Source organism: Mesorhizobium oxytropidicola, assembly GCF_056174625.1.
The window spans coordinates 357,144-378,871 of sequence record NZ_JBWBWK010000003.1 but is presented as its reverse complement, the minus strand read 5'-3'; the positions used below and the strand labels follow the sequence as shown (position 1 = coordinate 378,871).

General features: G+C 59.6%; 27 protein-coding genes and 1 pseudogene. 7 read left to right on the top strand and 21 right to left on the bottom strand.

The genetic code is table 11. The features are described from left to right. Positions 1-3: 3 nt before the first annotated feature. The 8 genes from AC0V8S_RS41295 to AC0V8S_RS41260 all read right to left on the bottom strand — a co-directional run bounded on the left by AC0V8S_RS41295 (position 4) and on the right by AC0V8S_RS41260 (position 6,804). Positions 4-1,074 carry a TrbL/VirB6 family protein gene (locus tag AC0V8S_RS41295; RefSeq protein ID WP_475439319.1) on the bottom strand — a complete coding sequence of 357 codons (1,071 nt, stop codon included), beginning with the start codon at positions 1,072-1,074 and terminating at the stop codon, positions 4-6. A gap of 226 nt (positions 1,075-1,300) precedes the next feature. Then, positions 1,301-2,014: a type IV secretion system protein gene (locus AC0V8S_RS41290; protein WP_263804979.1), complete on the bottom strand. Its 714-nt coding sequence runs from the start codon at positions 2,012-2,014 to the stop codon at positions 1,301-1,303. 11 nt (positions 2,015-2,025) lie between these two features. Further along, a complete protein-coding gene (locus AC0V8S_RS41285) occupies positions 2,026-2,904 on the bottom strand; it encodes a hypothetical protein (protein WP_475439318.1) in 879 nt (292 codons plus the stop codon). After that, entirely contained in the window at positions 2,901-3,029 is a 129-nt protein-coding gene (locus tag AC0V8S_RS41280) for a hypothetical protein (protein ID WP_475439317.1), read from the bottom strand. Before AC0V8S_RS41280 ends, AC0V8S_RS41285 begins: the two co-directional genes overlap by 4 nt. A gap of 47 nt (positions 3,030-3,076) precedes the next feature. Then, complete coding sequence (locus tag AC0V8S_RS41275) at positions 3,077-5,203, bottom strand: VirB4 family type IV secretion/conjugal transfer ATPase (RefSeq protein WP_475439316.1); 2,127 nt, start codon at positions 5,201-5,203, stop codon at positions 3,077-3,079. Between the two features lie 108 nt (positions 5,204-5,311). Next, on the bottom strand, positions 5,312-5,620 hold the full coding sequence (locus tag AC0V8S_RS41270) for a VirB3 family type IV secretion system protein (protein WP_040583984.1): 309 nt from the start codon (positions 5,618-5,620) through the stop codon (positions 5,312-5,314). Between the two features lie 5 nt (positions 5,621-5,625). Further along, positions 5,626-5,934 (bottom strand): TrbC/VirB2 family type IV secretion system protein, encoded by a 309-nt coding sequence (locus AC0V8S_RS41265; RefSeq protein ID WP_475439315.1) that lies wholly within the window; start codon positions 5,932-5,934, stop codon positions 5,626-5,628. Positions 5,935-5,946: 12 nt separating this feature from the next. Then, on the bottom strand, positions 5,947-6,804 hold the full coding sequence (locus tag AC0V8S_RS41260; RefSeq protein WP_475439314.1) for a lytic transglycosylase domain-containing protein: 858 nt from the start codon (positions 6,802-6,804) through the stop codon (positions 5,947-5,949). 89 nt (positions 6,805-6,893) lie between these two features. Here AC0V8S_RS41260 and AC0V8S_RS41255 point away from each other — a divergent pair, with 89 nt between their 5' ends. Together AC0V8S_RS41255 and AC0V8S_RS41250 are read left to right on the top strand one after the other, a co-directional pair. Continuing rightward, the gene (locus tag AC0V8S_RS41255; RefSeq protein WP_475439313.1) at positions 6,894-7,433 is read left to right on the top strand and encodes a hypothetical protein; all 540 of its coding nucleotides are present in this window, start codon (positions 6,894-6,896) and stop codon (positions 7,431-7,433) included. Beyond that, positions 7,433-8,032: a thermonuclease family protein gene (locus AC0V8S_RS41250; protein WP_475439312.1), complete on the top strand. Its 600-nt coding sequence runs from the start codon at positions 7,433-7,435 to the stop codon at positions 8,030-8,032. Before AC0V8S_RS41255 ends, AC0V8S_RS41250 begins: the two co-directional genes overlap by 1 nt. Here the strand turns inward: AC0V8S_RS41250 and AC0V8S_RS41245 are convergent. From AC0V8S_RS41245 to AC0V8S_RS41230, 4 genes and pseudogenes are all read right to left on the bottom strand, one after another. After that, positions 7,989-8,273 (bottom strand): hypothetical protein, encoded by a 285-nt coding sequence (locus AC0V8S_RS41245; RefSeq protein WP_156394383.1) that lies wholly within the window; start codon positions 8,271-8,273, stop codon positions 7,989-7,991. The two genes, AC0V8S_RS41250 and AC0V8S_RS41245, sit on opposite strands and share 44 nt — an antisense overlap. Positions 8,274-8,428: 155 nt before the next feature. Next, complete coding sequence (locus AC0V8S_RS41240) at positions 8,429-9,667, bottom strand: DUF1173 family protein (protein ID WP_475439311.1); 1,239 nt, start codon at positions 9,665-9,667, stop codon at positions 8,429-8,431. Positions 9,668-9,906: 239 nt separating this feature from the next. Further along, positions 9,907-10,068: pseudogene (locus AC0V8S_RS41235) on the bottom strand (thiamine phosphate synthase); the annotation flags it as partial. A 118-nt stretch (positions 10,069-10,186) separates the two neighbouring features. Beyond that, the gene (locus tag AC0V8S_RS41230) at positions 10,187-10,561 is read right to left on the bottom strand and encodes a hypothetical protein (RefSeq protein ID WP_475439310.1); all 375 of its coding nucleotides are present in this window, start codon (positions 10,559-10,561) and stop codon (positions 10,187-10,189) included. Between the two features lie 686 nt (positions 10,562-11,247). Between AC0V8S_RS41230 and AC0V8S_RS41225 the strand changes: the two genes are divergently transcribed. Together AC0V8S_RS41225 and AC0V8S_RS41220 are read left to right on the top strand one after the other, a co-directional pair. Further along, positions 11,248-11,700 (top strand): helix-turn-helix domain-containing protein, encoded by a 453-nt coding sequence (locus AC0V8S_RS41225; RefSeq protein ID WP_475439309.1) that lies wholly within the window; start codon positions 11,248-11,250, stop codon positions 11,698-11,700. Between the two features lie 145 nt (positions 11,701-11,845). Beyond that, entirely contained in the window at positions 11,846-12,178 is a 333-nt protein-coding gene (locus AC0V8S_RS41220) for a hypothetical protein (RefSeq protein ID WP_475439308.1), read from the top strand. A gap of 42 nt (positions 12,179-12,220) precedes the next feature. Here AC0V8S_RS41220 and AC0V8S_RS41215 read toward each other — a convergent pair whose 3' ends face one another. The 3 genes from AC0V8S_RS41215 to AC0V8S_RS41205 all read right to left on the bottom strand — a co-directional run bounded on the left by AC0V8S_RS41215 (position 12,221) and on the right by AC0V8S_RS41205 (position 14,282). Then, positions 12,221-12,835: a hypothetical protein gene (locus tag AC0V8S_RS41215; protein WP_475439307.1), complete on the bottom strand. Its 615-nt coding sequence runs from the start codon at positions 12,833-12,835 to the stop codon at positions 12,221-12,223. A 106-nt stretch (positions 12,836-12,941) separates the two neighbouring features. Next, positions 12,942-13,628 (bottom strand): hypothetical protein, encoded by a 687-nt coding sequence (locus AC0V8S_RS41210; RefSeq protein ID WP_475439306.1) that lies wholly within the window; start codon positions 13,626-13,628, stop codon positions 12,942-12,944. 63 nt (positions 13,629-13,691) lie between these two features. Continuing rightward, the gene (locus AC0V8S_RS41205) at positions 13,692-14,282 is read right to left on the bottom strand and encodes a hypothetical protein (protein ID WP_475439305.1); all 591 of its coding nucleotides are present in this window, start codon (positions 14,280-14,282) and stop codon (positions 13,692-13,694) included. Between the two features lie 127 nt (positions 14,283-14,409). On the opposite strand from AC0V8S_RS41205, the gene AC0V8S_RS41200 reads away from it, so the two are divergent. Further along, positions 14,410-15,420, top strand: coding sequence for an acyltransferase family protein (locus AC0V8S_RS41200; protein WP_475439304.1), 1,011 nt, complete (start codon positions 14,410-14,412; stop codon positions 15,418-15,420). After that, complete coding sequence (locus AC0V8S_RS41195) at positions 15,417-15,692, top strand: hypothetical protein (RefSeq protein ID WP_258598058.1); 276 nt, start codon at positions 15,417-15,419, stop codon at positions 15,690-15,692. The genes AC0V8S_RS41200 and AC0V8S_RS41195 overlap by 4 nt, the downstream gene beginning before the upstream one ends. Before the next feature lie 231 nt (positions 15,693-15,923). Here the strand turns inward: AC0V8S_RS41195 and AC0V8S_RS41190 are convergent, their stop codons facing one another. From AC0V8S_RS41190 to AC0V8S_RS41175, 4 genes are all read right to left on the bottom strand, one after another. Next, positions 15,924-16,580, bottom strand: coding sequence for a hypothetical protein (locus tag AC0V8S_RS41190; RefSeq protein WP_475439303.1), 657 nt, complete (start codon positions 16,578-16,580; stop codon positions 15,924-15,926). Further along, complete coding sequence (locus AC0V8S_RS41185; protein WP_475439302.1) at positions 16,547-17,029, bottom strand: thermonuclease family protein; 483 nt, start codon at positions 17,027-17,029, stop codon at positions 16,547-16,549. Before AC0V8S_RS41185 ends, AC0V8S_RS41190 begins: the two co-directional genes overlap by 34 nt. A 101-nt stretch (positions 17,030-17,130) precedes the next feature. Further along, the gene (locus AC0V8S_RS41180; RefSeq protein WP_475439301.1) at positions 17,131-17,466 is read right to left on the bottom strand and encodes a single-stranded DNA-binding protein; all 336 of its coding nucleotides are present in this window, start codon (positions 17,464-17,466) and stop codon (positions 17,131-17,133) included. 40 nt (positions 17,467-17,506) lie between these two features. Next, positions 17,507-17,818: a hypothetical protein gene (locus AC0V8S_RS41175; protein ID WP_475439300.1), complete on the bottom strand. Its 312-nt coding sequence runs from the start codon at positions 17,816-17,818 to the stop codon at positions 17,507-17,509. A 1,023-nt stretch (positions 17,819-18,841) separates the two neighbouring features. Between AC0V8S_RS41175 and AC0V8S_RS41170 the strand changes: the two genes are divergently transcribed. Then, positions 18,842-19,579 carry a helix-turn-helix transcriptional regulator gene (locus AC0V8S_RS41170; RefSeq protein WP_475439299.1) on the top strand — a complete coding sequence of 246 codons (738 nt, stop codon included), beginning with the start codon at positions 18,842-18,844 and terminating at the stop codon, positions 19,577-19,579. Positions 19,580-20,600: 1,021 nt separating this feature from the next. Here the strand turns inward: AC0V8S_RS41170 and AC0V8S_RS41165 are convergent. Both AC0V8S_RS41165 and AC0V8S_RS41160 read right to left on the bottom strand, forming a co-directional pair. Continuing rightward, positions 20,601-21,077 (bottom strand): hypothetical protein, encoded by a 477-nt coding sequence (locus AC0V8S_RS41165; RefSeq protein ID WP_475439298.1) that lies wholly within the window; start codon positions 21,075-21,077, stop codon positions 20,601-20,603. Beyond that, the gene (locus AC0V8S_RS41160; protein WP_475439297.1) at positions 21,059-21,241 is read right to left on the bottom strand and encodes a hypothetical protein; all 183 of its coding nucleotides are present in this window, start codon (positions 21,239-21,241) and stop codon (positions 21,059-21,061) included. Before AC0V8S_RS41160 ends, AC0V8S_RS41165 begins: the two co-directional genes overlap by 19 nt. Positions 21,242-21,728 lie beyond the last annotated feature (487 nt).

The window sequence follows — 21,728 nt, the reverse complement described above, 5'->3', positions numbered from 1 at the left end:
AGACTATGCGGGATCCGTCAGCTTTCGGGAAAGCCGCGCATATTCCGCTGAATCCTCGTACCTTCTTTGTGCGAGGCTGACGCGCGCCCGCTCGCGACCCGCCAGGCGTTCCGGCCGCGTGCTCCAGCCCAAGCGTCCCATCAGCCTGCGCTGACCGGCTTGGCCCATCGCCGCGAAGGCGCCGCCGTAGAAGCGCCCAAACGAAGGCGTTCCAATACCAATTCCGCCCGCTAGCGAGGCGGCAACGTTGGTGATTTGCGACAGCAGCAGCACGCCGACGAGGCAGATCAGGATCAGCGGCGCGGCTTCGGTCAAGGTCGTCGTCGCAGCACCGTTCGACCGGTTGACCGCGTCGAAATAGGTCTGGGTGATCGAGATGAAGAAGGCGCAGAAAGCGTAGACCAGAATCTGCACACACATGTACTGCACGATCGCGGTTATCCAGCCGGCGAAGAACCGGGTTGTGTAGCCGAACAGCATGAGAATGATGAACACTGGGGCGAGCGCCAGCAAAAGCCAAAGAAAGATCTTCGACAGGATGATGAGGAAGATCGCATAACCGATGAGCAGCGCGCCAACGACAAGGATGATCGCCGCCAGCACGTAGCCGCCGAAGTTCAACACCCCAAGGCTCTTGATAAAGGCGGACGTGGAGTTGGCGAGCGAATCCCAGATATTCTGCAGGGCCGTCTGCACGGAGTTGACGGAGTTCAGCCCGGCTGATGTCCCGGTCACATTGGCCGAAACACTCGTGAGAAGGCTGTTCCCGATCGCGGAAGGTGTGTCATTGGCGAACGAATACGCATATGTTTGAAAGTCCCCCCAGCTGGTCGCCAGAGCGTAGATGACGAAGGCGCGAAACAGGCGCCAGACCATCTCTTTTCCCGATCCCGTCGAGGTTCCCTGCCAGATGCTGATGGCCCAGAATATCACGTACAGCGTCAGCATCAGGCCGGCGACACCCACCTGTCCCCCGCCGGTCAGGGCCGACGCGAGGTTCTGGTAGGCTTGCGATACGTAGTTATTGCCGAACTTGTCGACCTGTTGCAGAAGCGTCGTGATATTGAAATTCATTTGTTCGCCGTCCCGCCTGTAAACAGCGATGGATCGCTATTGAGTGCCTTCATCGGACCGCACTCGAATGACTTCTTCGCTTCTGTTCTTGGTTCGGGCGCCGCAAACGCCATCGGCTGCATCGGTCCCTCGTCGCGCGAGCATGGAGCCTTGAGTGGCTTGTGGCCGCACCCCGAGGTCACGAGAGCGCCAATGAGGGCGGCCACTGATAGAAGCAAGCGCACCGTCATTGGCCGGACTTGTATTCGAGCCCCCGCGTGGCCTGGGTGATCAGGTTCATACGATCGATGTTTTCCTGGTTGGCGGCCGCCGTGGCGGTGTTCACCGCGCCGATCAGTTCGTTCACGGTCAGACCGGTTTGCACCATTATCTGGCTGTTCTGATCGATCGAGCCCTTTATGTCCTGCGCCGTGCCGATCCTCTGAGCGCCCGACTGAAAAGCGCTGGAACGGGTCTTCACCCCATTTTGCGAGGAGTCCACCAGCCCGGTGACCGTGGCCGCGACGTTCACCAGGGCGCTGTAGTTCTTATCCATCTGCGTCGTCTGACCATTGATCAGACCCGAAATGGTTTTCACCAGCTGCAGGCCGTTGATCAGGTTTGAAACCATTCCCTGCGATCCGTTGCCGAGGCCGGCAAACGACAATGAGCCGCCCGAGATCACGCTACCAAGCGAAGGTGCGCTTCCCATGGAGAAGCCGCCATTGCCCAAGGCGATCTGCGCGAGCTGACCAGCCTCGCCCGACCGGTCGCCCGTGACGGCCTGCAGCGTCGCTTGCGTATAGTTCATGATGTTGCGGTCGGTGCTGAGGATCTCGCTCGTTGCCGATGCAATCTGCCGAGCCTGTTCCAGATTGGCCTCGTCGATCGTAGGCACCTGGGCAATGGCGATGCCGCCAAAGCCAAGCAAGAGTACCGCTGTTAACGGAATTCCACGCATAGCGTTTTCTCCTATTGAGCCTGATATTGCTTGACGGCCGACATCAGTTCGTCGGTCGTCATGGTCACGGGAGCGCTGTTCGCGTCCCGTTGGATTTGCGAAAGCATGGGCGACACGTTTTCAACCGTGTCGGTCGTGCGCGGCACCGGGCATGCGCTGTCCGTCGAGGGGCAGCACGTGTTGGCGGCCGTGCCGCCGCTCGTCCCTCCGGGACAGCTCGTCGAGCCGCCCGGGCCAGGCGGCGCGGGCGGGGGATCGGGCACCACCAGGCCGGAGGATCCCCGGCTTGTCAGTGTGGCCGTGCCGATGTTTCGCACGTTGAAAGCTTGGGCGAAGAACCCAGTTGCCTGGATCACCTCGTTGAAGGTCAGTCCGCCTTGGGCTCGGATTGCGCTGTTGCGGTCGAAGGCTTCCATGGCCGTTTTGTCGGTCCCGATATCCTGGCCCATGGTCTCGAAGACCTGCTTGTTGGGACCCACGGTCGACATGCTGTCATTCATGCCGCCGACTACCTGGCCGGTGCTGTCCAGAAGACTTCGTTCGCTGGCGTTGCCGCCGACAGCGCTTGATCCCGTTCCTGTCGAAGCGAACGCCGTTGAGCCATTGATGTCGGGATTGGCCTGTTCCAGGGAGGCCCGGCCACTCGCGGGATCAAGCGAAGCCTTGGGGCTCGTCACGTTCTGCGCCTTTTTGGGGGTCGTCACCGAGCATTTGACGCCCTGCGTCGCGGACTTCGTGTCCTCCTGGATCAGCTTGATCTGAACCTTGTCGGCCTTGTCCTCGCTTCGCTGCGACAGAATAGAGCTGTCAGAAACCGGCACGGCCGCCATCGCCATCGATCCGGCGAAAATCATCACAACGGCGGCCGTCGCGCCAACGATGGCATTCATTCCGGGTCCCTCCCAAGAAAGATTGGCAACCAAACCTGCGGATCGTCGCCGACCCGCGCGCGCAGCGCGTCGAGCTCCTGGACCGTCTCAATTCGACCGGAGAGGATCTTGATCGCGTCAGGCATCGCGCCCAGATTGAGGCGCGCAATGACGCTGTCCTGGTCATGCTTGATCAGGAATTTGCGGGCTTCCGGCGGGGTTTCGCGGATCCATTTGATCTCGCGCTCGGACAGCCCGAACGCCCTGTGCGACTCCTCATCCGCCTTCGGGTTGGGGAAAAGATATTGGTCGGCGTCTGTTCGATCAGCGTGTTGGCGATCGACGATTTCACTATATCGGCCGCAGACTGTGTGCCGAAGCCAATGATGCCATTCAATTTTCGAATGGTTTTCAGCTTGTCCTTGATGAAGTAGCTGAAAATATCATTGTCCAGGAGCTTCCAGCCTTCATCGAGGAAGATCATGACCGGTTGCCCGTCAAGCAGCTCCTCGATGCGATGGAAGATATAGAGCAAGGCCGCCGTGCTGGTCGTTGCGTCGCTCAACACGCTCGTCATGTCGAAGCCAAAAATGGACGACATCGAAAACGAATCTTCGGCGTTGTTGAACAACCAACCGCGCTGATCGGGCCTCATCCATGGCTGAAGGCGCGAATAGAGATCGTCATCGCCGGCGCGCATCGCACCACGCAACAGCTCCGCGAACTCCTCCATGGTTCGGCCTTCCGGCGACGCGCTCGCCACCTGGGCGATCGCGTTGCGAATGACTTGCTCCTCGCGCGTCGAGTGGGCGTGTCCGTCGGATCGACGCAGCATGAAGCTGAAAAGCTGGAAGAGAAAATCCCGGTTGCGCGGCGTATCGGGCAGGCGCAACGGATTGAAGCCGGAAGGCTCCCCGGCCTTCAGAACCTCATAGCGGCCGCCAAGCGACCGCACGAAGATATCCAGGCCGCGGTCCTTGTCGATCATGACCAACTTGGGGCGCGGCGTGATGCGCTGCGCCTGTGCCGCGAGAAAGCCGAGCAGCACCGTCTTGCCGGAGCCCGAGGGACCGTTCAGAGTGAAGTTGCCGAGATCTCGAACATGGAAGTTGAAGAAGTAGGCCGTTTGCGACGTCGTCTCGAGCACGCTTATCGGCGTTCCCCAATGCACCCCACCAGCCCGGCCGCTCGGATAGTTATGGAAGGCCGAGAAGCCCGCCATGTTCTTCGATGAGATCATCGACTTGCGCGCCACATAGGCGAAATTGCCGGGCAGGGTGGCCCAGAACGCTGGTTCACAATTGAGGTCCTCGCGAACCCACAGGGCGGACACCTCCGTCAGCGCGGTGCCGACGTCGGTCACGCAGCGCGCCACGTCGTCCATGGTTTTCCCAAGGCACAGCACCGTGAGATGATGCAAACCATAGAGCGCTTCCGAAGATAAAAGCTCATCGCGCGCTTCGCCGAGTTGATCGGCGACGATCGAGCCGGCCTCATCCGACATGTCGATCTTGCGCCCGACCCGCTCCATCTGGGTCAGCGCCTGGGGCTTATCGATGATGGCGAAGGATTGCGTCACGATGAATTCGTGCGGCACCCTCAGCATTGGGTTGAGCATCCCCGGTCCCGTAATGGAAGGGTACTCGCCTACCGAAATGATGGCGCCGTATCGCGTTTCGCCAGGAAACGCCCCGCGAATTTCCAGCGCATTCGGGCCGAAGAATAGCCGCTTGGTCGCCAGCGCCTCCGCAAGCTTCATGCGCGGCAGTGCCATCGGCCGCGGAAACCCGCCATTGACAAGCTGCACCAGGAATTCCAGCGGCTCGGAATGCCAAACGTCATTGCGCTTGACGACGCTCAGAACCCGCGCGCCATACGCCTGCAGGCTCTCTCGGACGGCTTTCAACACATCCGTGAGTTCGATCAGCGACCGCTCCTCGCTCGAAGAGCGACCGTCCGCCGCCCTGCGTCCCAAAAGCTTGCGGATCACAAGATCCGCTGTCCCGACGGTTCCCTGCAGTTCGCGCCGCACGATCGTCAGGTAGATGTCGTTCACAAACATGCGCTGGGTGCGCAGGGTCGCCGTATAGCGCTGATCCAGCTCTTGGCAGAACTTATTCTCGAAGCTTGACTCGATCGCCGGCTTCACCTCGCGGCGCAGGATATGCGAGTAGATCGCATAGCGGGAATTCGCCAACCCCCGAATGAGATCGTTGCGACCGAGCAGGCGCGAATTGATCTCGGCGATATCGATCGTCTCGAAGCATAGCCCGCTCATGTGAACGAAGGACATCAACATGCCGTCCTGCGTCTTGATCACCTCGTCGGACACATGCCGCGAGTAGGGTATATGGGCCGAACCGGGTTCTCCCGACGAGATACGGCCCCGAAACTCAGTTCATCGCGAAGAGCCCGTGCGATCGCCACGTCACACCCGGTAACTGCGCGCGCCCCAGAAGCTGGCGCTCCGGGGCGGCATCTTTCGTGAACGGATGAACATGATCTCGATGAACATGGGATCGCGCATGATCGCGATCCTGGCAACCGCATAGAGCGGCACGCAGATACAGAGCATGATTAGATTATGGGTTGCGAGGAACACGACAGCGGTCAACACGCCAATGAACCCCGCTAGCTCGTAGGGGATGCCGAGCACCGTCGGCGCTCGGGTCAAGCCCTTGACGAGAGGAGTGATCAACAATCTGGGCTCGCCAGGATCGATCCGGCCGTCTGCCATGCCGATCACCTGCCGACCGCGGATTGAAAGAATTCGACGATCTGGGCCGAGCCGAAGACCAGCACGATACCCAGGACCCAGCTGCCGGCCACAGACCATGACAGGCGTGCCGCCCAGGCCATGAAGCCCATGAAAATGCAGAACAGAACCGCCAAAGCCGTCGCGATCGGCCCGGTCAGGGTCTGCACCAACGTCTGCAGCGTGCTTTGCACCGGCTGGAGATTTCCGCCCCCAGCCATCGCCTGCGTTGCCAAGAGCATGAGCGGCATCGCCACACCAGTGCTGCGTGCAGCAAACATCTTCCACAAGGTCATCAAAGCTTCTCCTCAGTCAAAGTTTTGCACCATCCCGCCTTGCCAGACCGGCGCCGTCGCTTCGCGAGACGTCGTGGTGCTGCCATTGCGGGAGTTGGTGCGGGATGTCGGATCATTTCGTTGATCCGCTGCGCCGGCCGCAGCCGGTTGAACGCCGGCCAGGTCAAGGCTCACCGCCCCGGCGGGCATCACTGCCTCAGACCCGACCGATGGCCATTGGTAGAAATCGTTGATGACGTTGGCGACGTAGCCAACCGTCTCGGGGTAGGGCGGCACGCCCTTATATTTTAGAACCGCGACCTCGCCGGCATTGTAGGCGGCGAGCATGTATATCGGGTTCGGAAATTTGCGATGCAGATCTCGCAGAAAGCCGATCCCGCCTTTCACATTATCCGCGGGATCGCAGATATTGACACCGTAGCTTACCGCCGTGGACGGCAGAAGCTGCATCAGGCCATAGGCCCCTTTGGGCGATACCGCGCCGGAATTGAAGCGGCTTTCGGCCCGGGCAACCGCGAGGACGAGGGGCGGGGCAAAGCCTTGCTGGCGCGCGACCGCTTCGACGATCCGCTGTCCTTCGTCCTTCGACAGGGCAGCGACGCCGGGGCATGGGTTGTCAGCCAAGGTCGATGTCACCGTAGCGGCCGCGCGGTCAGCACCTCCCGCCGCACCGATCCGCTGCACGTCCTGGCTTTCAACCTGGTAGGCCGGCATCACCCGGCCATTCACGTCGACGGCAGCATTAACGCTGCGCGTGGCAGGTGCCGTAACTCGGTCCTGGAATTTCTGCGAAGCTTCCTGTGCAGACGCCGCTTGGCACGTCACCAGGATCGCACCCGCTGCAAGTACCGTTTTGCGGGATCGAATCATTAAAATAATCCTGCGCCGTTGCCGATTCGGGAATGCTGAATTAATACAATGAATCGATGAACTGCAATCGCGAAATTGAGGCAGACACAATGAAAATGAGCAAGGTTCTTCCCTTTGTGGCGTTTTTGCCGACCTTGGCGGCTCTGTCCCCGGCGCCGGCCCATGCTGATGATTTTGGCTGCAAGGTCTTGCTGTGCATCCTCAACCCGCAGGGTTGGGCGAGCGTCGGGGAATGTGTGCCTCCGGTCGAGCGCGCTTTCCGTATGGTTGCGCATGGGGAGCCCTGGCCCCAGTGCCCCGAGGCCGGCAGTTCCGGTCGTATCGGATATGAGAAATTCAAACCCTGCCCAGACGGCACGATCGCCGTCTCGCCCGAGACGGAATCGAGCGGGAGCGACAACAGCTCTCGCTCACAAACTGTCTACAAGCCCGACAATAACGGCGCTTTCTGTGCTGCGCGGAATGCAACGAATGCCTCTTGGGACACGAAACCGAGAGGTTCGGGTTACGGTGCGCGTCCAACATCGGCCGTGACGCGGCGCGAGCAGAGGACGGAGCCAAACTATCTCGATCTCACAACGACCGACGGCAAACAACGGTTCTGGTTCAATCTGAGCAGGTATCAATAATGAAACCTGGCTTCGCCGCCGCCGGAATTCTCGCGGCCGTCCTCGCCAGTGTTCCGGCACTGGCCGAGGACAAATCCGATCCCTGGTTTCCGATCCCCGCCACGGCATCGTTCAGCACCGGCGACACCTGGACCTATGCTGGTGAGACCCACCGTCTCTACGGCGTTCAAGCCTGCCTGCGACGCACATATTTCACAAATAGCGCAGGGGGGCATGTCGATTGCGGGGAGGCAAGCCTTGCAATGCTCGTCTCTCTCATCCGGGATCTCAAACCTCAATGCTACACGGCCGCTTGGCAGGCCGCGACCAAAACGCGCTTCGTCGTTTGCGTCGCGCAGCCTACTTCAGGTTCCGCGGCCGGTTCTCGCATCGATCTCGGCACGGCGCTGATCTCGACCGGCTGGGCGTTCGCGGCCGTCACTCCGAACGGCGCTCCGGTCCATGCTCCCTATATCGTCGCGCAGGAGGTCGCTAAAAAGCAGCACCTTGGCCTGTGGCAGTTTGCTGACGTGCCCGATCCGAATGCCATCATCCTCCGCGATATCCGAAACGCATCTAACCAGGCTGGTCAGTCTTCGAATCCGCCTGCAAATCGATAACCGGTCCCCGGCGCGTTGGATCATACTGTACATTCTGCTGAGGCCATCGCCGGACCACGAACGCGACGGCAAGCGCAATCGCCGAAATCAATCCGAGAACAATAGCCGCGATCAGCCCCGGCTCTCGCCAAAACGATAGACTGTCCCACTGGTTCAAAAGCCGGGCGCCGGACAGCACCAAAATGAGGACTGTTGCGATGACAATGCCCGTTCCCGGATCCATGTCGAATTTCTTCAGCATCGCTTTCTCCTTTTCGCACTCCCTGGTCACGGCCCCGATCAACGATCGCTTCCAGCGCAAACGCCGGCGCCAGGCGCAAGCCCCTAGGCTCAGCCTGCCCTATCTATTTCTTTGCTGGGTCCAATTACTGCGCCGCCTCGCATCACTTCCGCTTTTCACGTGTTCGGTCGATATTCCAAAGCCTGCCTGCCAGGCGGAGCCGAAAGCCGCTGCTGTTTGCCCGGTAGCGCCGGCCGGGGGCCGCTTGCGTCCCAGCGCCAGGTCTCGAGCTCGCAGCTTGAAATCAGATGGTCGAATTCCGCCCGTACCGCCTCCTTGGCATCGTGCGGTACGACAAAAAGCGCGGTTCCCTGTTGGTCAACGTCGGTCAGAAGACCGAACGCCATCGGCACCGCCGGCAGCACGTTGTAGCGCAACGTTTTCACAAACCGCCGATGCTCCCCGGTCAGGACCTCGATCAATTCCTTTTCGTCGTTGTGCTGAAACGGAATCCAATTTTCCGTCACGTTCATAAAGCCGATTTCGTCGATCGACAGAATGCCGGACGGCATCTGCATGACCGTTGCGATGGTGATCAGGTGCGAATTTTCGTGCAGTCGCCACAGGTCTAATTCAGCTGCAAAGCGCTTCGGCACTGCATTGAACATTTTCTCATCCAGGAAGAGCGGCGCGTCGGGCATATGCTTGATCGACAGCTTGCCACCAAACCGGGCGGGATCCAGCGATTTCACAATTCCGATCACGATCTTCTTGTGCTTCGCCTTAGCTGCCGCCGCGAAAGCCCGCTCCCGATCCGCTGCCAGGCGATCCTTGTGTTCAGGCGAGTACATTGCCGGCATAAACAGCAGCTCGCGCAACTGGAACTTCTGGCTCGACTTTGCATCGGCCGCGCCCCAAAGAAATTTCCGGATCAACCCCCAATTTCTTTTTCCCGCAAAGCCGGGCGCCATTAATGTCAGTTCCGCCTCTTCCCAGAGATAGTCAAGCAAGCCTCGCAGCGTGAGCTTCTTCGGATCGGCTTTCACGGTGTGGTGCGAAGTCCCCTCGCCGGATGACCCCTGCCGCGCCTTGCCTTGTGTCAGTGCAAAGGCCAGCTTCAGCCGCGCGGCCTCCGATGCAGGATCCTCAATGATCGCTTGACCCAGGACCTCCGCCTTTCCCGACAGGGCAAGGGGCAGTTCATAGCGATCACAGTCTACCGCATGGTCCTTGCCGGTGTTCGGCATGCGCTTGACGATCAATTCCTCGCCGACAGCGGCAATGTACATCGGCACTCCGGGATGGCGACACAAACACAAGACACGGGCCTGCTTGTCCCGCGCCTGACGCAAGAGCGTCTGAATTTCCGGATGCTGTGGGCCAACCGTGCGACCCAGAATAGCAAAGTCACTCATAAGGATGCCATCCGACTTTAGATCGTGTACCTTATGATTAAATCATTGAACCGATATCTCATTCAACCCATTGGGCATCAACGATGCTTCCCATGGATTGACGTGGTTAAGCCTGGGTCGTCGCCGCGTCAGAGGGGCCGTCCATTCCACCGCCATCGCTTTCCCTTCGAACAAAGCGACGCTCATGGACTACGCGGGCCTAACAACCTGTATTCGACCCCAGAGAAATTACCGGTCTCCCTCAACCCGTCGGCCCGTATCGCCAACAGGTTGACGGTCTGCAAATCCTCTTGGCCAAGATGCACGAAGTAGCGGCCTTCCTCGATTGCCAGGCGCCAGTGGTCGTTGACGATGAGCTGGCAGTGGTACTCGGCGCACGAAGCCTTTTGGAACTCGGGACGTCGCCTTGCGCAAAGGCGTCTAATCATTTGCGTTACCGTATCAGGCAGATCGCAGACCTGATGAAACAGGCGGACGGTCTGTGTGCGTGATTGAGCGGTTGCTGGCGTGTTGGGACTGTTAGAGTTTGAAGCGGCCAAGGCGCCGATCGTTGAGGCGGTACTGCCAGATGAGGTTCGGATCCTTGGGGTTGACGCCGGATGTCGACCATGCGGACCGCTCTAACTTTCCAGCGTCATGCAAAGGAGGATCGTCATCACAGCGCGACGGCTGTAACGACGGGCGAAGACGATAACGTCCGAGTTTGCGCGTCAGAAACGCGATGACACAGACGGCGGCGAGGGACAGGATCAAGAAAGCAGTGGAAAAGCTGAGCATGCGAAGGCCGGCCTCCTGATCGGGCAGGGCGAAGAAAGCGAGCACGCCGCCGGCGAAAATTGCGAACGCGAACCTCATGAACATGGACAGAGAGCCTCCTATTTCGATGTCGATCATTATAATATCACAAATTGATCGTCATTATAATGATCAATGGATGGCCCTCATGGATCAAGCGTTTTTCGACGGCTGGGTGCATGTGCCGTTTTTGGCGGTACCGGCTTTAGACTGCGGCGTATTACCCGGCGTCGTTTCCATCTCGAACAGGGATAGAGATTGGATCCTCGCCGACTCCGCGGGGCCAAGCCTTGGAGCCCGTCTTGAGCGTAATCGGCAGTAAGAATCGTGAGCTGCGCAGCCGCCTAACATCGTTGCGTAGCCGGGAAGTCATCCACGCTCTTGAACACCGGCGTCGAGGTTTCGCTTCTGGTCAATCTGAACCAGGTCATTTGAGATGGTATGGGGCAACGATTGCAGGGCCTGCCCGCCGCAGGGGCAGAGATCAGGGTTGTCCCTCCGGATGAGGTGTTGCACGACAAATTCATAAGTCGGATGACTAGGCCATCCAAACTGGATCATTTAATTATTCATTTTCAACAGGGCATGCAGATCGAAATGCTATCGTGCTCTGGAATGATTTGCGGCGGCCAAAAAGGCTATACGCCTCACTTTGAGGGAGGTATGGGGAGGATGCCGCGACACTTAAATGGGGCAATGTGTCATCGTTTCGGCTAACAGCCTGAGCACTAGACATTTTACAAAAAATGGCCGTCATGTTCCGACCGATAAGCAGGAGTGCAACCGTGCCGATATTTAAAAACAAGACAGAAGACAGCGATGGTTGGCTTTCGATCCTGCTCGCGCTGCGACTTCGCCAAATCGAGAACGAGTACCCGGACTATGCGAGTTTTGCCGACGCTACGGGGCTATCGCGCGGCACGCTCTACCAGTTGCGGACGGGGAAGGGGAACCCGACATTCGTCACCCTGGAGCGGCTGGCACGGCACCTGAAGGTTCCGGTGTGGACGCTCATTGGTCGGACTGGTGACGACGACGGCGTGAAGCGGGACATCGAGACGTTCGGCTTCAACTTCAACGAGATTGCGCGGCATATTGAGGCCACGCGTGCTGTGAAGCGCTCGATGACGGAGTTCAGTGGTGTACCTTCTTTGAAAGAGGCAGCCAGCCCCGCTGGGGCAACCTCCGAGAAGAAGCGGCTGCCTCCGGCCAAAAAGGGACGCAGGACAAGCCAGTAGCATACAAGAAAAGTAGAAACTGCTAAACGACCAGCGTAGATTCATTTGCTACGATAGGCAGAAAATATATTTTATATTTCTTTGACTCGCGTCAGAAAATCCGCCAGCGTCGATGCAAAGGCATCATTTTGCTGGAGGGTTCACCATGCAAGCGAATATCTGGCAAGTCGCAGGAGACAATGCGCTCTATAAGGAAACGGCGGCGTTTGTCGATTGCCAGCCGAAACCATGGGTGGAAGAGGTTTCGGAATTTCTGCGGAAGAAAGGCAAGCCCGAGGCGATCACGTTGGTGATCGGACAGTTCATCGTGGCGGCTTTGTTCGAAGGACGATACGCGGATCTGCTGTACTGGTCGCTGGTTGCGGCCGAAGTGAACTGCGTTGTGATGGAGCAATGGCCTGATGATGTGCGCCAGGAGCTGGCAAGCCATCTGAAACGGGGATTTGTAAAGCTCTCGTCGCGCAATCTCTCCCATTGAAGGCGGCGGGCCGACGGCACGGCCCTCAATGGGGAGACGGCGTCACACCTGACCAGGGGCAACGTTGATGTCGCTGCCGGCGGGACCGGGAGCGGATGAAGCGAGTTTTGTGTCACCTGCTGTATTGAAATCCCCCGGCCCCAGGCACGCGGCGGTGTCACCTTCTTGGCAGCTGGCGTCGGCCATAGAGCGTGCGTTCTTCGCCATATCGCAGATCGTTGTCCCGTTGATATCGGAGAATCCGCTACAGCGGCCTGAGCGAACCATCTGCTGGCAATTGCCAGTCCCCAATTGAATACAGGCCGCAATAAATGAGGCATCGACCTTCTGACCGTCGAAGGTCCCCATCTGGATGAGCTGCTTGACGGGCGCGGAGTTATAGCCGTCGTTTGTAAGCTTGGCCCAGGTGTCGACCTGAAACTGGAGGGATTGGCAGCCAAACTCGGAACGCGACATGCCTGCGTAGTTTTTGATGTTGGTGTTGTTCAGCTGGAAAATGCCGGTGCAGCAAGAGCCATTGTAGACGCCTTTGTTGCCGCCGGATTCGAAGCGACCGAGGCCGCCAAGGCTGCACGATGTGGTTTTCAGCTCGTCGTGCAGGGACGATTCTTCACGGCATCGGTGATGTCCTGTGCGGAGTAGTCGGTGCGCTCGCAATATTGTGCGCCGGCTGCATATGCTGCCGCCACCGAATTGCAGACTAGAAGGCCGGCGGCAAGGACGCGGCTGAGTTTGGAATAGAGACGATGCATAGGATCGTGCCTCACGGAAGCTTGACGCTGGTTGTGCATCGAGACCAATTCGTGCCGCCGACGAAGGAACGAAAACGGATCTCTTTGGCGTTTGCTTTGACGTCGATTTCGGTTCGATCGTCACGATTGGCCTGGGGTCGATCGTCATCGGACAGGTCGACGTAGCAGGCTTCCGCGCGTGCAACGACTTTGCCGCTGTCTGGATCGATGATGCGCGCCTCGCATAGGTCAGGCTCGATGGAAGAGCCGACGTTGTTTGCGCCGGTCTCGCATTTGCGGGTCGAGGCGATTGAGACGATGAAGGTATGCGATCCGACTTTGATGGGCTTCGACAGGATATCGAGTGGCGGTATCTGCCCGGCCGGAATGGTTCTGTGCAACTCGTCACGCCAATAGGCGGTATTCGAGGCGATGATATCGGACCAAGCGGTCTGCATGGCCGGCTGCGCGTCTGCGGTCCTAAGCGACTGGTAGCCAAGAGGCTCCCATGCGTGTGCGGAGATGGCAGACATGGGGATAATCGCGAGGGCGGCAAGCGTGGACATGGTAAACCTCCTGAGCTTCACACCGCCGTGGCCGCCGCCAGGAGCCGCGGTCAAGACCACGCATCGCGCGCCGTCAGGGAAGCATTGATCCGCTGGCGATGGCCGGTGGCAGGCTGGTGTCCTGAACAAGGTCAGGTTTTCCATGTCGATCATGGTTGCGCTCCTTCGGGATATCGAGGTTGGTTGCCGAAAACACAACGGCATGGGCTGCTTCCTCTAGGGTTGCGGGACAGGGACCCGGAATTGGCATTCCTGGGCGATTTCACCTTGGAATACGATGCCGGAGCGAATGGTTTTGGCCTGAACATCATATGCACCCATCGCACCATTCCGAGCGAGGTCGGGGCGAACGTTGTTCGGTTGCGCGCCATATTCGATGAAACAGCCGGAGCCGGCGTCAGCGACCGTGGATCGGCCATTCTGATAGATCGCCATGCGCATGGGGCATCGTTTCAGTGTGGCATTGCCGACAGGATCGGTGCGGATCGGCGAGCAGCCGGTGAGCGTGTGCAGGACCGAGAGGACGACGGTTTTGGTCGGGCTGCGAACGACGATGTGACTCTCGGAAGCCGGCGCGTTGGCGACCGCAAAGCGCGTATCGCCCTTGGCCACGTAGGCGTCGTTGTTCTTCTTCAGTCGGTCGGCCCATAGGGAGGCGTAGGGCACAGCTTCCGAGTTCGGGAGCTCGAGATCGGCATAGGCGACGGCCCGCCAGGCGTTCGGATCATGCGTGAGCGACTGAGCCGAAGCGTGAGGCGACAATGTAAGGGCAGCCGCGACTGCGACAAATGTCAGGCGTTCGTGCATTCCTTGCCTCGCTGTTATGCCCTATGATTAAATCAATGTCTTAGTGATTGTCGAGCGTGATATTTGAATGGAACAAGAAGCTCGCTTATCGGGGCTGGATGAATTGCGAGGCCTGGCGATCGGGCTGGTGGTGCTGTCGCATGTCGGGCCGGTCTTCGGAGAAGGCGGGACGGCCGCCGCTCTGCTGTTTGCGCCGGCGTGGAGCGTCGGGGTTGACCTGTTCTTTGTGATTTCCGGCCTGGTGGTGGAACGCTCATTGCGAAGCCTGCGCCTCGAGCGCGGTGCGCTCGAGGCGGCCTCCGCCTTCTATGTCAGGCGTGCCATGCGGATCGTGCCGCTGGCCTGGTGCGTCGGCGCCATCCTCTCGATCGGGTTGATCATCCCGGGAAGCGGCGTTGAGCCTGCAGACGCGAAGGCGGCATTCGCCTTCATCTCGAATGCGCATTGGGCGCCCTGTTTCGGGGGCGCCGCAGGATGCGGGAACGCCTTTGCGTTCGCGCCATTCTGGTCGGTCGCCGCCGAGGTGCAATTCTATCTGCTGGCTCCGCTCCTGGTGTTCCTGCCACCCCGGCGTGCGCTTGTCGCGCTGGCCGGGCTCGTCCTCGTGGTCGGGGTGTTCACGCTGCGGCCATGGGGCGGGACGCTTTGGACGTTTCGTATCGATGCAGTCGCGGTCGGGCTGGCGATCGGAGCAATCATGGGGACAAGTGCATGGCCGCGTCTGGCGAAACACCTGCGGGTGATCGGCAACATGGAAGCGGCGTTCTGGATGTCGGTCGCGGCCTTCATGTTGGCGATCTTGCCGCCGGCGACGCATGGCGTGGCGACTGCCTTGCTGGCGTTGATGTGCGGATGGATCGTGGCAAGGGCGACCCTGCGGGGCGGTTCCGTGACTTGGCCTGGGCGGATGCTGCGCCGACTAGGAGGCATCTCCTATGCCCTCTACCTGATCCACCTGCCGGTGCTGGCGCTGTGCAACTGGTCGCTTGGCCATTTCCTGGGTACCCCGGCGACCGCAACGCTCTCGATCGCGACGGCGATCGGGATGTCTCATGTGCTAACGGCGGTCATGGGAGCTCCGCTCCACCAGCTCGGTCGCCGATGGTCAAATCGAACAGTACGGGAGGTGTCGCCGTGACGGAAGAAAATCGTCAATGGTCGCTTGGTGGTGTAGATGTGGATCAGATTCCGCGAGGGGTGAGAGCGCTGGCGGAGCAACTATTGACGGAGAACGACGGCGATGCCGTGGCAGCGCTCGTCGGGGCATGCTGCGTCATTGGAGCCATGCGCCCGGCGATATCGAGGGGGATGGTACGCGATGCATCCTCGTCAGGGGTCGATATAGCGCAAGTGCTGGATGTGTTCGTCCGAAGCGAGCACCAGCCAGAAGAGCAGGACCGGAAATTGTGAATTGCGTGTAGCTGCTTGAATTTGTCCGCGACCGCCTGGGAAAAAATAGGCTCGGCGAGAGCATTGCCGAGCGGTCATCGGTCGACAGCGAGGGAGACGTGGTAGTAAATCGGCAAGCTGCGTGACGACACATCCGTAGCGTCGCAGACGCCAGTCGCGAAAGCTTTGGTTTTGCGACAGGGATCGTTCCGCCGTATGTTCGTCTCGACCATTGGAGTGTGACGGCGCCGCTTAATAGCGGTCGCCGAACAAACCCTTGCTCTTAGGGGGCGAAGGTTCCTGATAAGTCCACGGCACGGACTTGTAGGACGGTCTTGGGTCTTGGACGTGCCAAGCCTTCCGCCAGGAGTAGAAATTGAGGGGTACTCGGGCCAGCACGCGGCCATCGTCCGACAGGAGGTCGCAAGCGCAGGCGACGACGGGGCCGTTGTAATATTGCACGCGGCCGGAATAGCCGTTGAGCGCTCCTGGCCGGCAGGCAAAGACGCGGACGCCTGCAGCAATCATGTCCGGGGCTTCTGCAGGGACGGAGATCGTCTTTATGCCTTCCTTCGTGAGCGAGCGCACAGGCACGGTGCTCCAACGCGAGCGGCGCAAAGCGTTGTTCGCCTGGGCTTCTGTTGGGTAGCCGGTGAGCCGGGTCACGATCGGCGGGAAGCGGCCCCAGTCGGGGGCATATTCCTGCCGGCTGCGGCTGACCCAACCCGGCTTCCAATAGGGGTCTGTGACCGCAACGGGGCTGGCCAAGGCAGAATGTGAAGCATCCAGCGAACGCCCGGCGCAGCCGGCGAGCAACGCCGCGGATGCGACGACGGGAAGGATATGGCGAAAGGGACGCATGTCGTGCTCCGGGGTCATGGATTTGGCGAGGATTTCCGGTACAGCCAAGGCATCTGGAAGGCGCTGGCCCAAATACCGCAATAGGATTTGCGAGCCTCACGCTCGAGTTGGGCGTAGATGGGGATGCGACGATCGGGATCGTCGGGGAGGGTGATGGCTATACCGGCTTTCAGCATTTCGCCTGCGACGTCGGCCATTTCGCCGGTTGCGCAACGCGCGACGATGACAGCCTCGTCTTTCCGGATCGGCGAGCAGACAACCCATTTATCCAAGGTGGCGTTCACGAGCCATGCCATGGCGACAACGCCACATGGCCATGTCTGCTTTCCGAGCCTCGCGGTCTGGCCCAGGTCGCAGGCGTCAACGCCGTAGAGCCGGTATTTTTGTTTGGTTTCGACATCCTGGAACGTCGTGGGCGAGAGGACCACGACGCGCATCGGATTGCTCGCTGCGTGGTCGCCCGGGGTATAGACGCCGGGCGCCGTGGCGGTGTCCAACGTGGGGACCTGCGCTGGGGCGACTGGCGGCATTGTCAGGGCGAGGCCGCAAGATGTCGCCGCGATCGCAAGAGCAGCGCCAATGGTTTTACGCGCCGGCTTCACTGATCGGGTCTCGGGCTGGCGTGAGCGCACAGATCGATGCCTTCGGCGATCACCTCCGTGGTGGAGTGGATGACGCCGCCCTTCTGATGCATGCTTTCCGACACGCGCGCCTGGACGAGCACCTTGTCGCCTTTGTGAATCTGGCGCGGCACGAAATCCGCCATCTTTCCCTCGAAGAAGGTGACCGTCATCCAATCGCTGACTGATTTTCTTTGGCCCTCGTCGTCGAGCCATGACCGGTGGGTGGCGACACTGAGCTTGACTGTCTTGCCGACCTGGCGCGGTTCCCGACCGACATTTCCAGGAAGCAAAAGTTGGCCGCTGGTTCCCATGACTAACTTCTCTCAAGATTCATTGGATCAGTAAACTATCTCACAAATCGCTGTGCAAGTGTCTCGGGCTCAAAATCCGGACGGTGGGGGAGGCGCTCGTGCCCCGGTCCGGCGCCGGATGCGCCGGGGTCGGATCCACGGTGTCGAGCTGGGCGCGGGCGGTCTGATTTTTGTGATTTCGGCCAGGGCTGAGGCCACGACCGCATGCTGCGCTGCCCTGCTCGGCAGGGCGCAGCCCCGTCGTCAGTTGGGCGACAAGCGGATTGATATAGCTGGCAATGTTGCGGCCGGTACGCTGGAAAAGGCGACGAGCGTTTTCATAGGTGAATGGGCAATCGCGGAGCTCAAGCACGGCTGGAACTGCCACGCGCGGCAGGGCGTGCCGTATTTGCGCAGCATCAGGATTGCGAACGCCACTTTCGATTGCCGAAAACGTTCGAACCCTTGTCGCCTCACACGGCTTGTCGCCTCCGGCCACTAGGTCGGTCCCGTTCGCCGTCTGGCTTCAGCGGTCCAGGAGGACCTGAGCGAAAGAGCTGCAAATGGGTGTGTTGGTGAGGGCGGCGCATTCGGTTTTCACATACGCGCAGACGATCGCCGGGTAACTCGACCACGATCGACCTACCGCCAAGGTTGACGGATTGTCGAACACTTCGACGCTGCGGAGCTGAATTTTTATGGCGCAACCCACACGCGGAAATGAACGACGAGCGCCTGGTTGGCACGATCCGACACTACGGCGCAGGCGCAAAGCTTGAACGGTCCTGTCGCGATCCGTGATCGCCGGCACTGGGAAATGCCTGTCAGGCAATCGATACTCTGAATTCGCGCTATGCCGCAGCTGTTGCAGCGGCATCCGACTGGACGAATTCAGCGGCTTCGTGGGCGGCCTTGCCTGATGTCGCTGCGAGCCTTCTGAATCTGCTGTTCGAGCGCGAAATAGCGAGCCGTAATCGAGTTCAGCTTTGTGAAAAACTGCCTGCTCTGCGCAGGGTTGCCCGGCGCAGGCGGAGGAAAGAAAGCAAAAGAGCTTCCCGATCCGCGTCTAATTGTTCCAGCTCCGAGCACAGGCGGCAAATCTCGTGGTCATCCGTCGCGGAACGCTGATTTGATGCACGGCGGTTGGCACGTGTGGAGTTAGTCTGCCGAGCCACATCGTTAGACGAAAGTACAATCGTATCCAACGCGTTTCCTCCACGCCGGGTTGTGGTCAATCTGGAATAATGCGGGTTGCAGTCTATGTATACTGGCGGTTTCGCCTGTCACTTTTGACACGTCGTGAGGCGCCGGAATTTCGCGTGGAGCAACCTTAATTGGATGACCGCCGGAATGGCTTGGATAGCTGCACGTCGATGACAAGGAGGTATGGCTGGAGATGGCGCAATCTGTGACTGATTTTCATGGCATAACTGAGCGAATTAGGGCAGTTGCCTCTCCTGCGGACGCAACGGAGCTTTTGAAGACCATTGTCAAAGCCTACGGCCTAGAGACGGCCGCCTTCCTTGCCGTCAGGCCGGTTTACGAGGAACCGAGTCAGCCATTCTGTGTGACCACATATTCGCCTGACTGGGTGAAACGCTATATCGACAAGAGGTTTTTCGACATTGATCCCGTGCTTCCCCATGGACTGCGTGCTGTGACGTTGGTTGATTGGAAGGAGATCGACCTATCGGCCAAGGCCGTGCGCACGTTCTTCGGTGAAGCGAGGGAACATGGGGTCGGGAAGCATGGCGTCACGATCCCGGTTAGGGGTGTCGACGGCGACCGCGGCATTCTGAGCGTGACGAGCAACGATAGCGCAGCGGTGTGGCAGGCGTTTCTCAAATCCGAGGTTCGTGACTTCCAGCATCTCGCAGGCGAATTTCACAATGCTATCAGTCGAATCCAAGGAAGGCCCCTCAATCAGACGGCCTGTTCTGATAGAGAGATCGAATGTCTGAAGTGGTACGCGAGGGGAGAGAAGGTCAAGAGGACTGCGGAGATATTGTCTCTGTCCCCTCGCACAGTTCGATTTCATCTTGATCTGGCACGGGCCAAGCTGGGCGCCAAAAGCTTGACGCATGCAGTTGCGATCGCGACAGAGCGCGGACTCTTCTTCCAAAAACTGCTCTGATCGGTAGCCAAGCGTTTCGCGAGAAGGGCTCGCCGGCAATAGCCTCCGAAAGGCGACGCGACGCTCCGAGGGTAGAACGGTGGTCAACCAAGTGGGCTATTCGCAAACCATACGGTACCGCTTGCCGGACGCGCTGACGTTCTTGCAGACAAGCGGCTTGTGCGGCCCGGAAGAGGAGAGCGGAGGACTAGCGACCCGCGACATGCGTCTCCTTGATGTCTTGTGAGTTGCCGTACGGCGCGGTTCGAACCTTTCCGGCTCCAGTGGCGCTACCGGAAACACGCTGGCTTGGATCTGTGGCTGTTGCAGGCGAGGCGGCTCTTTGTCAAAGAATCGCCTAGCATCCAGCGGTCTTGGAATAATCACCGTACCATCATCGCTGCGTGCGCAGCCGCTGCCCAACAGCAAAGCCAGCCCCAGGAAAAAAGGCAGTATCCGTTCAAACATAAGTACATCCCTGCCTGGCATATACCCCGGCTTGCGGGTCGCCGACAACCGGCGGAATGGCGCAGGCACGTTGAGGCAAGAACCGTGGCCACAATGAACCCTAGGCGGACCGGCCGCTTGCACCAGTGGCGGGCAGTGATGCCGAATGTTTCGGAAGGCGTCACCTTGGCCGAAAGGCTCAGCCGACTTGTGTGATGGTAATCGTCGCAGGCAAGGTGGTCGCACACGGCCTCTGCTTTTTCCCATCACCAGCAAGGCTCCGCGACCTGACCGTCGTTGCGTCGAGATCCCGGAGACCGAGGCGAAGGGCGAAGCTCTATACGCCGGCCTGGATCACCGTGGGTGGACGAATTCAATGGGGCAGCAGCGGCGGGAACAGATGTCACAATCGACGCCTATTGGCTAAATGTCTCGGTCGGGTTGCCACGCGCAATTTGAAGGTAGTTAGGCTGAGCGGCCCGGCGACGCGTAAAGCTGGTGATCCTGGGTCTCCATCTTTACCCAAAAAATAGGTGAAACAGTTTCTTTCAGTATGGCTGATTTACCTGTTCTAGGAAGGACCATCCCGATCAAATCACGCCCCGCTCGGGAGTCTCTCCTTGACGCGCGTGCCGGCGAGCTCAAAGAGCGCGCAGGCTATCTCGTCCTCGGTCCAGCCGGATTCCGCAGCGCGCTGAACCAATTGATCGAGGGCCGGTTCCAAGGCGAGTTGGCACTGAAGGGCGCGGACCGGATGGTCTACCCAGCTTGGGTGCGCGATCGCAATGCTTGATCGCTTCGTTGCAGGCCATGGGCTCTCGCCCCTCTCCTTTTGCCAAACGAGGCGCACCAGCTCACGTGTTGTTCGTGCGCGGCTCGGCAACCGCTTCATCTTCTCAACTAGCCGCTCCAGCGATCCCTCGCGTTCCAACTCCCTAAAGAAATGACGCGGCGTGGCGCTACTGAGCCCGTGCATCTGGGCCAGGTTCCACACATACGGATAGTCGACCATGAAATCGGTTCGAGGCGAGACCTTGCACGGTTGAGCCTCGGTCAGGATGCCGCCGCCCACGAGCGATCGGCCCTCTCGACGATTTGGCGCACCCTCGGTGTCGACAAGTCATGTTCCTGCGCCAGGTCGGCGAAGCGCTTACCCTTCAGAAAGCCTTCGACCAAGGCGACGTTCCTATCGACGTTCGAGCTAAAACCCCAACAGGCCCGCAGTTTTTCCAGCATCATCCCGTTCGTTCATCCGGTTGTTCGCGCCCCTGCAAACCTAACCGGCTAAATCGGCGCTTGGAAGCCTCAGGCTCACGTCATGGCTCCGGTGCTTACGTCGCCGCCAAAACGGCCAACTGACAGAACAATCAGCGAACTCTTGTTCTGGCCAATGCGGCCGACGGTGACCTTGTGAACACGAAAGATCCGGGCGATCACCATGATCGTTGTTGACCGCAGATCTTCCGAGTGTCGGCTTCAACAAGACACCCGGTAGCTCTCGGGAAATGTTGAATAATCCCGTCTGAAGATTGTTGACTTTCGTGTCCGAGGCTCGATCCATCAGGATCGATGTTGTAAGCCGCTGTCGACCTAATGCCAGCGAGGCTCGCCGCCTCGGCCGCCTCCGGGCGTGACCTCCGTCACGGTGCTCAACGCCATCCTTCGGGATGGCGTTGAGTGTCGAGGGCGGTAGCTGTTCCGTGGCTTCTTGATACCGCTAACG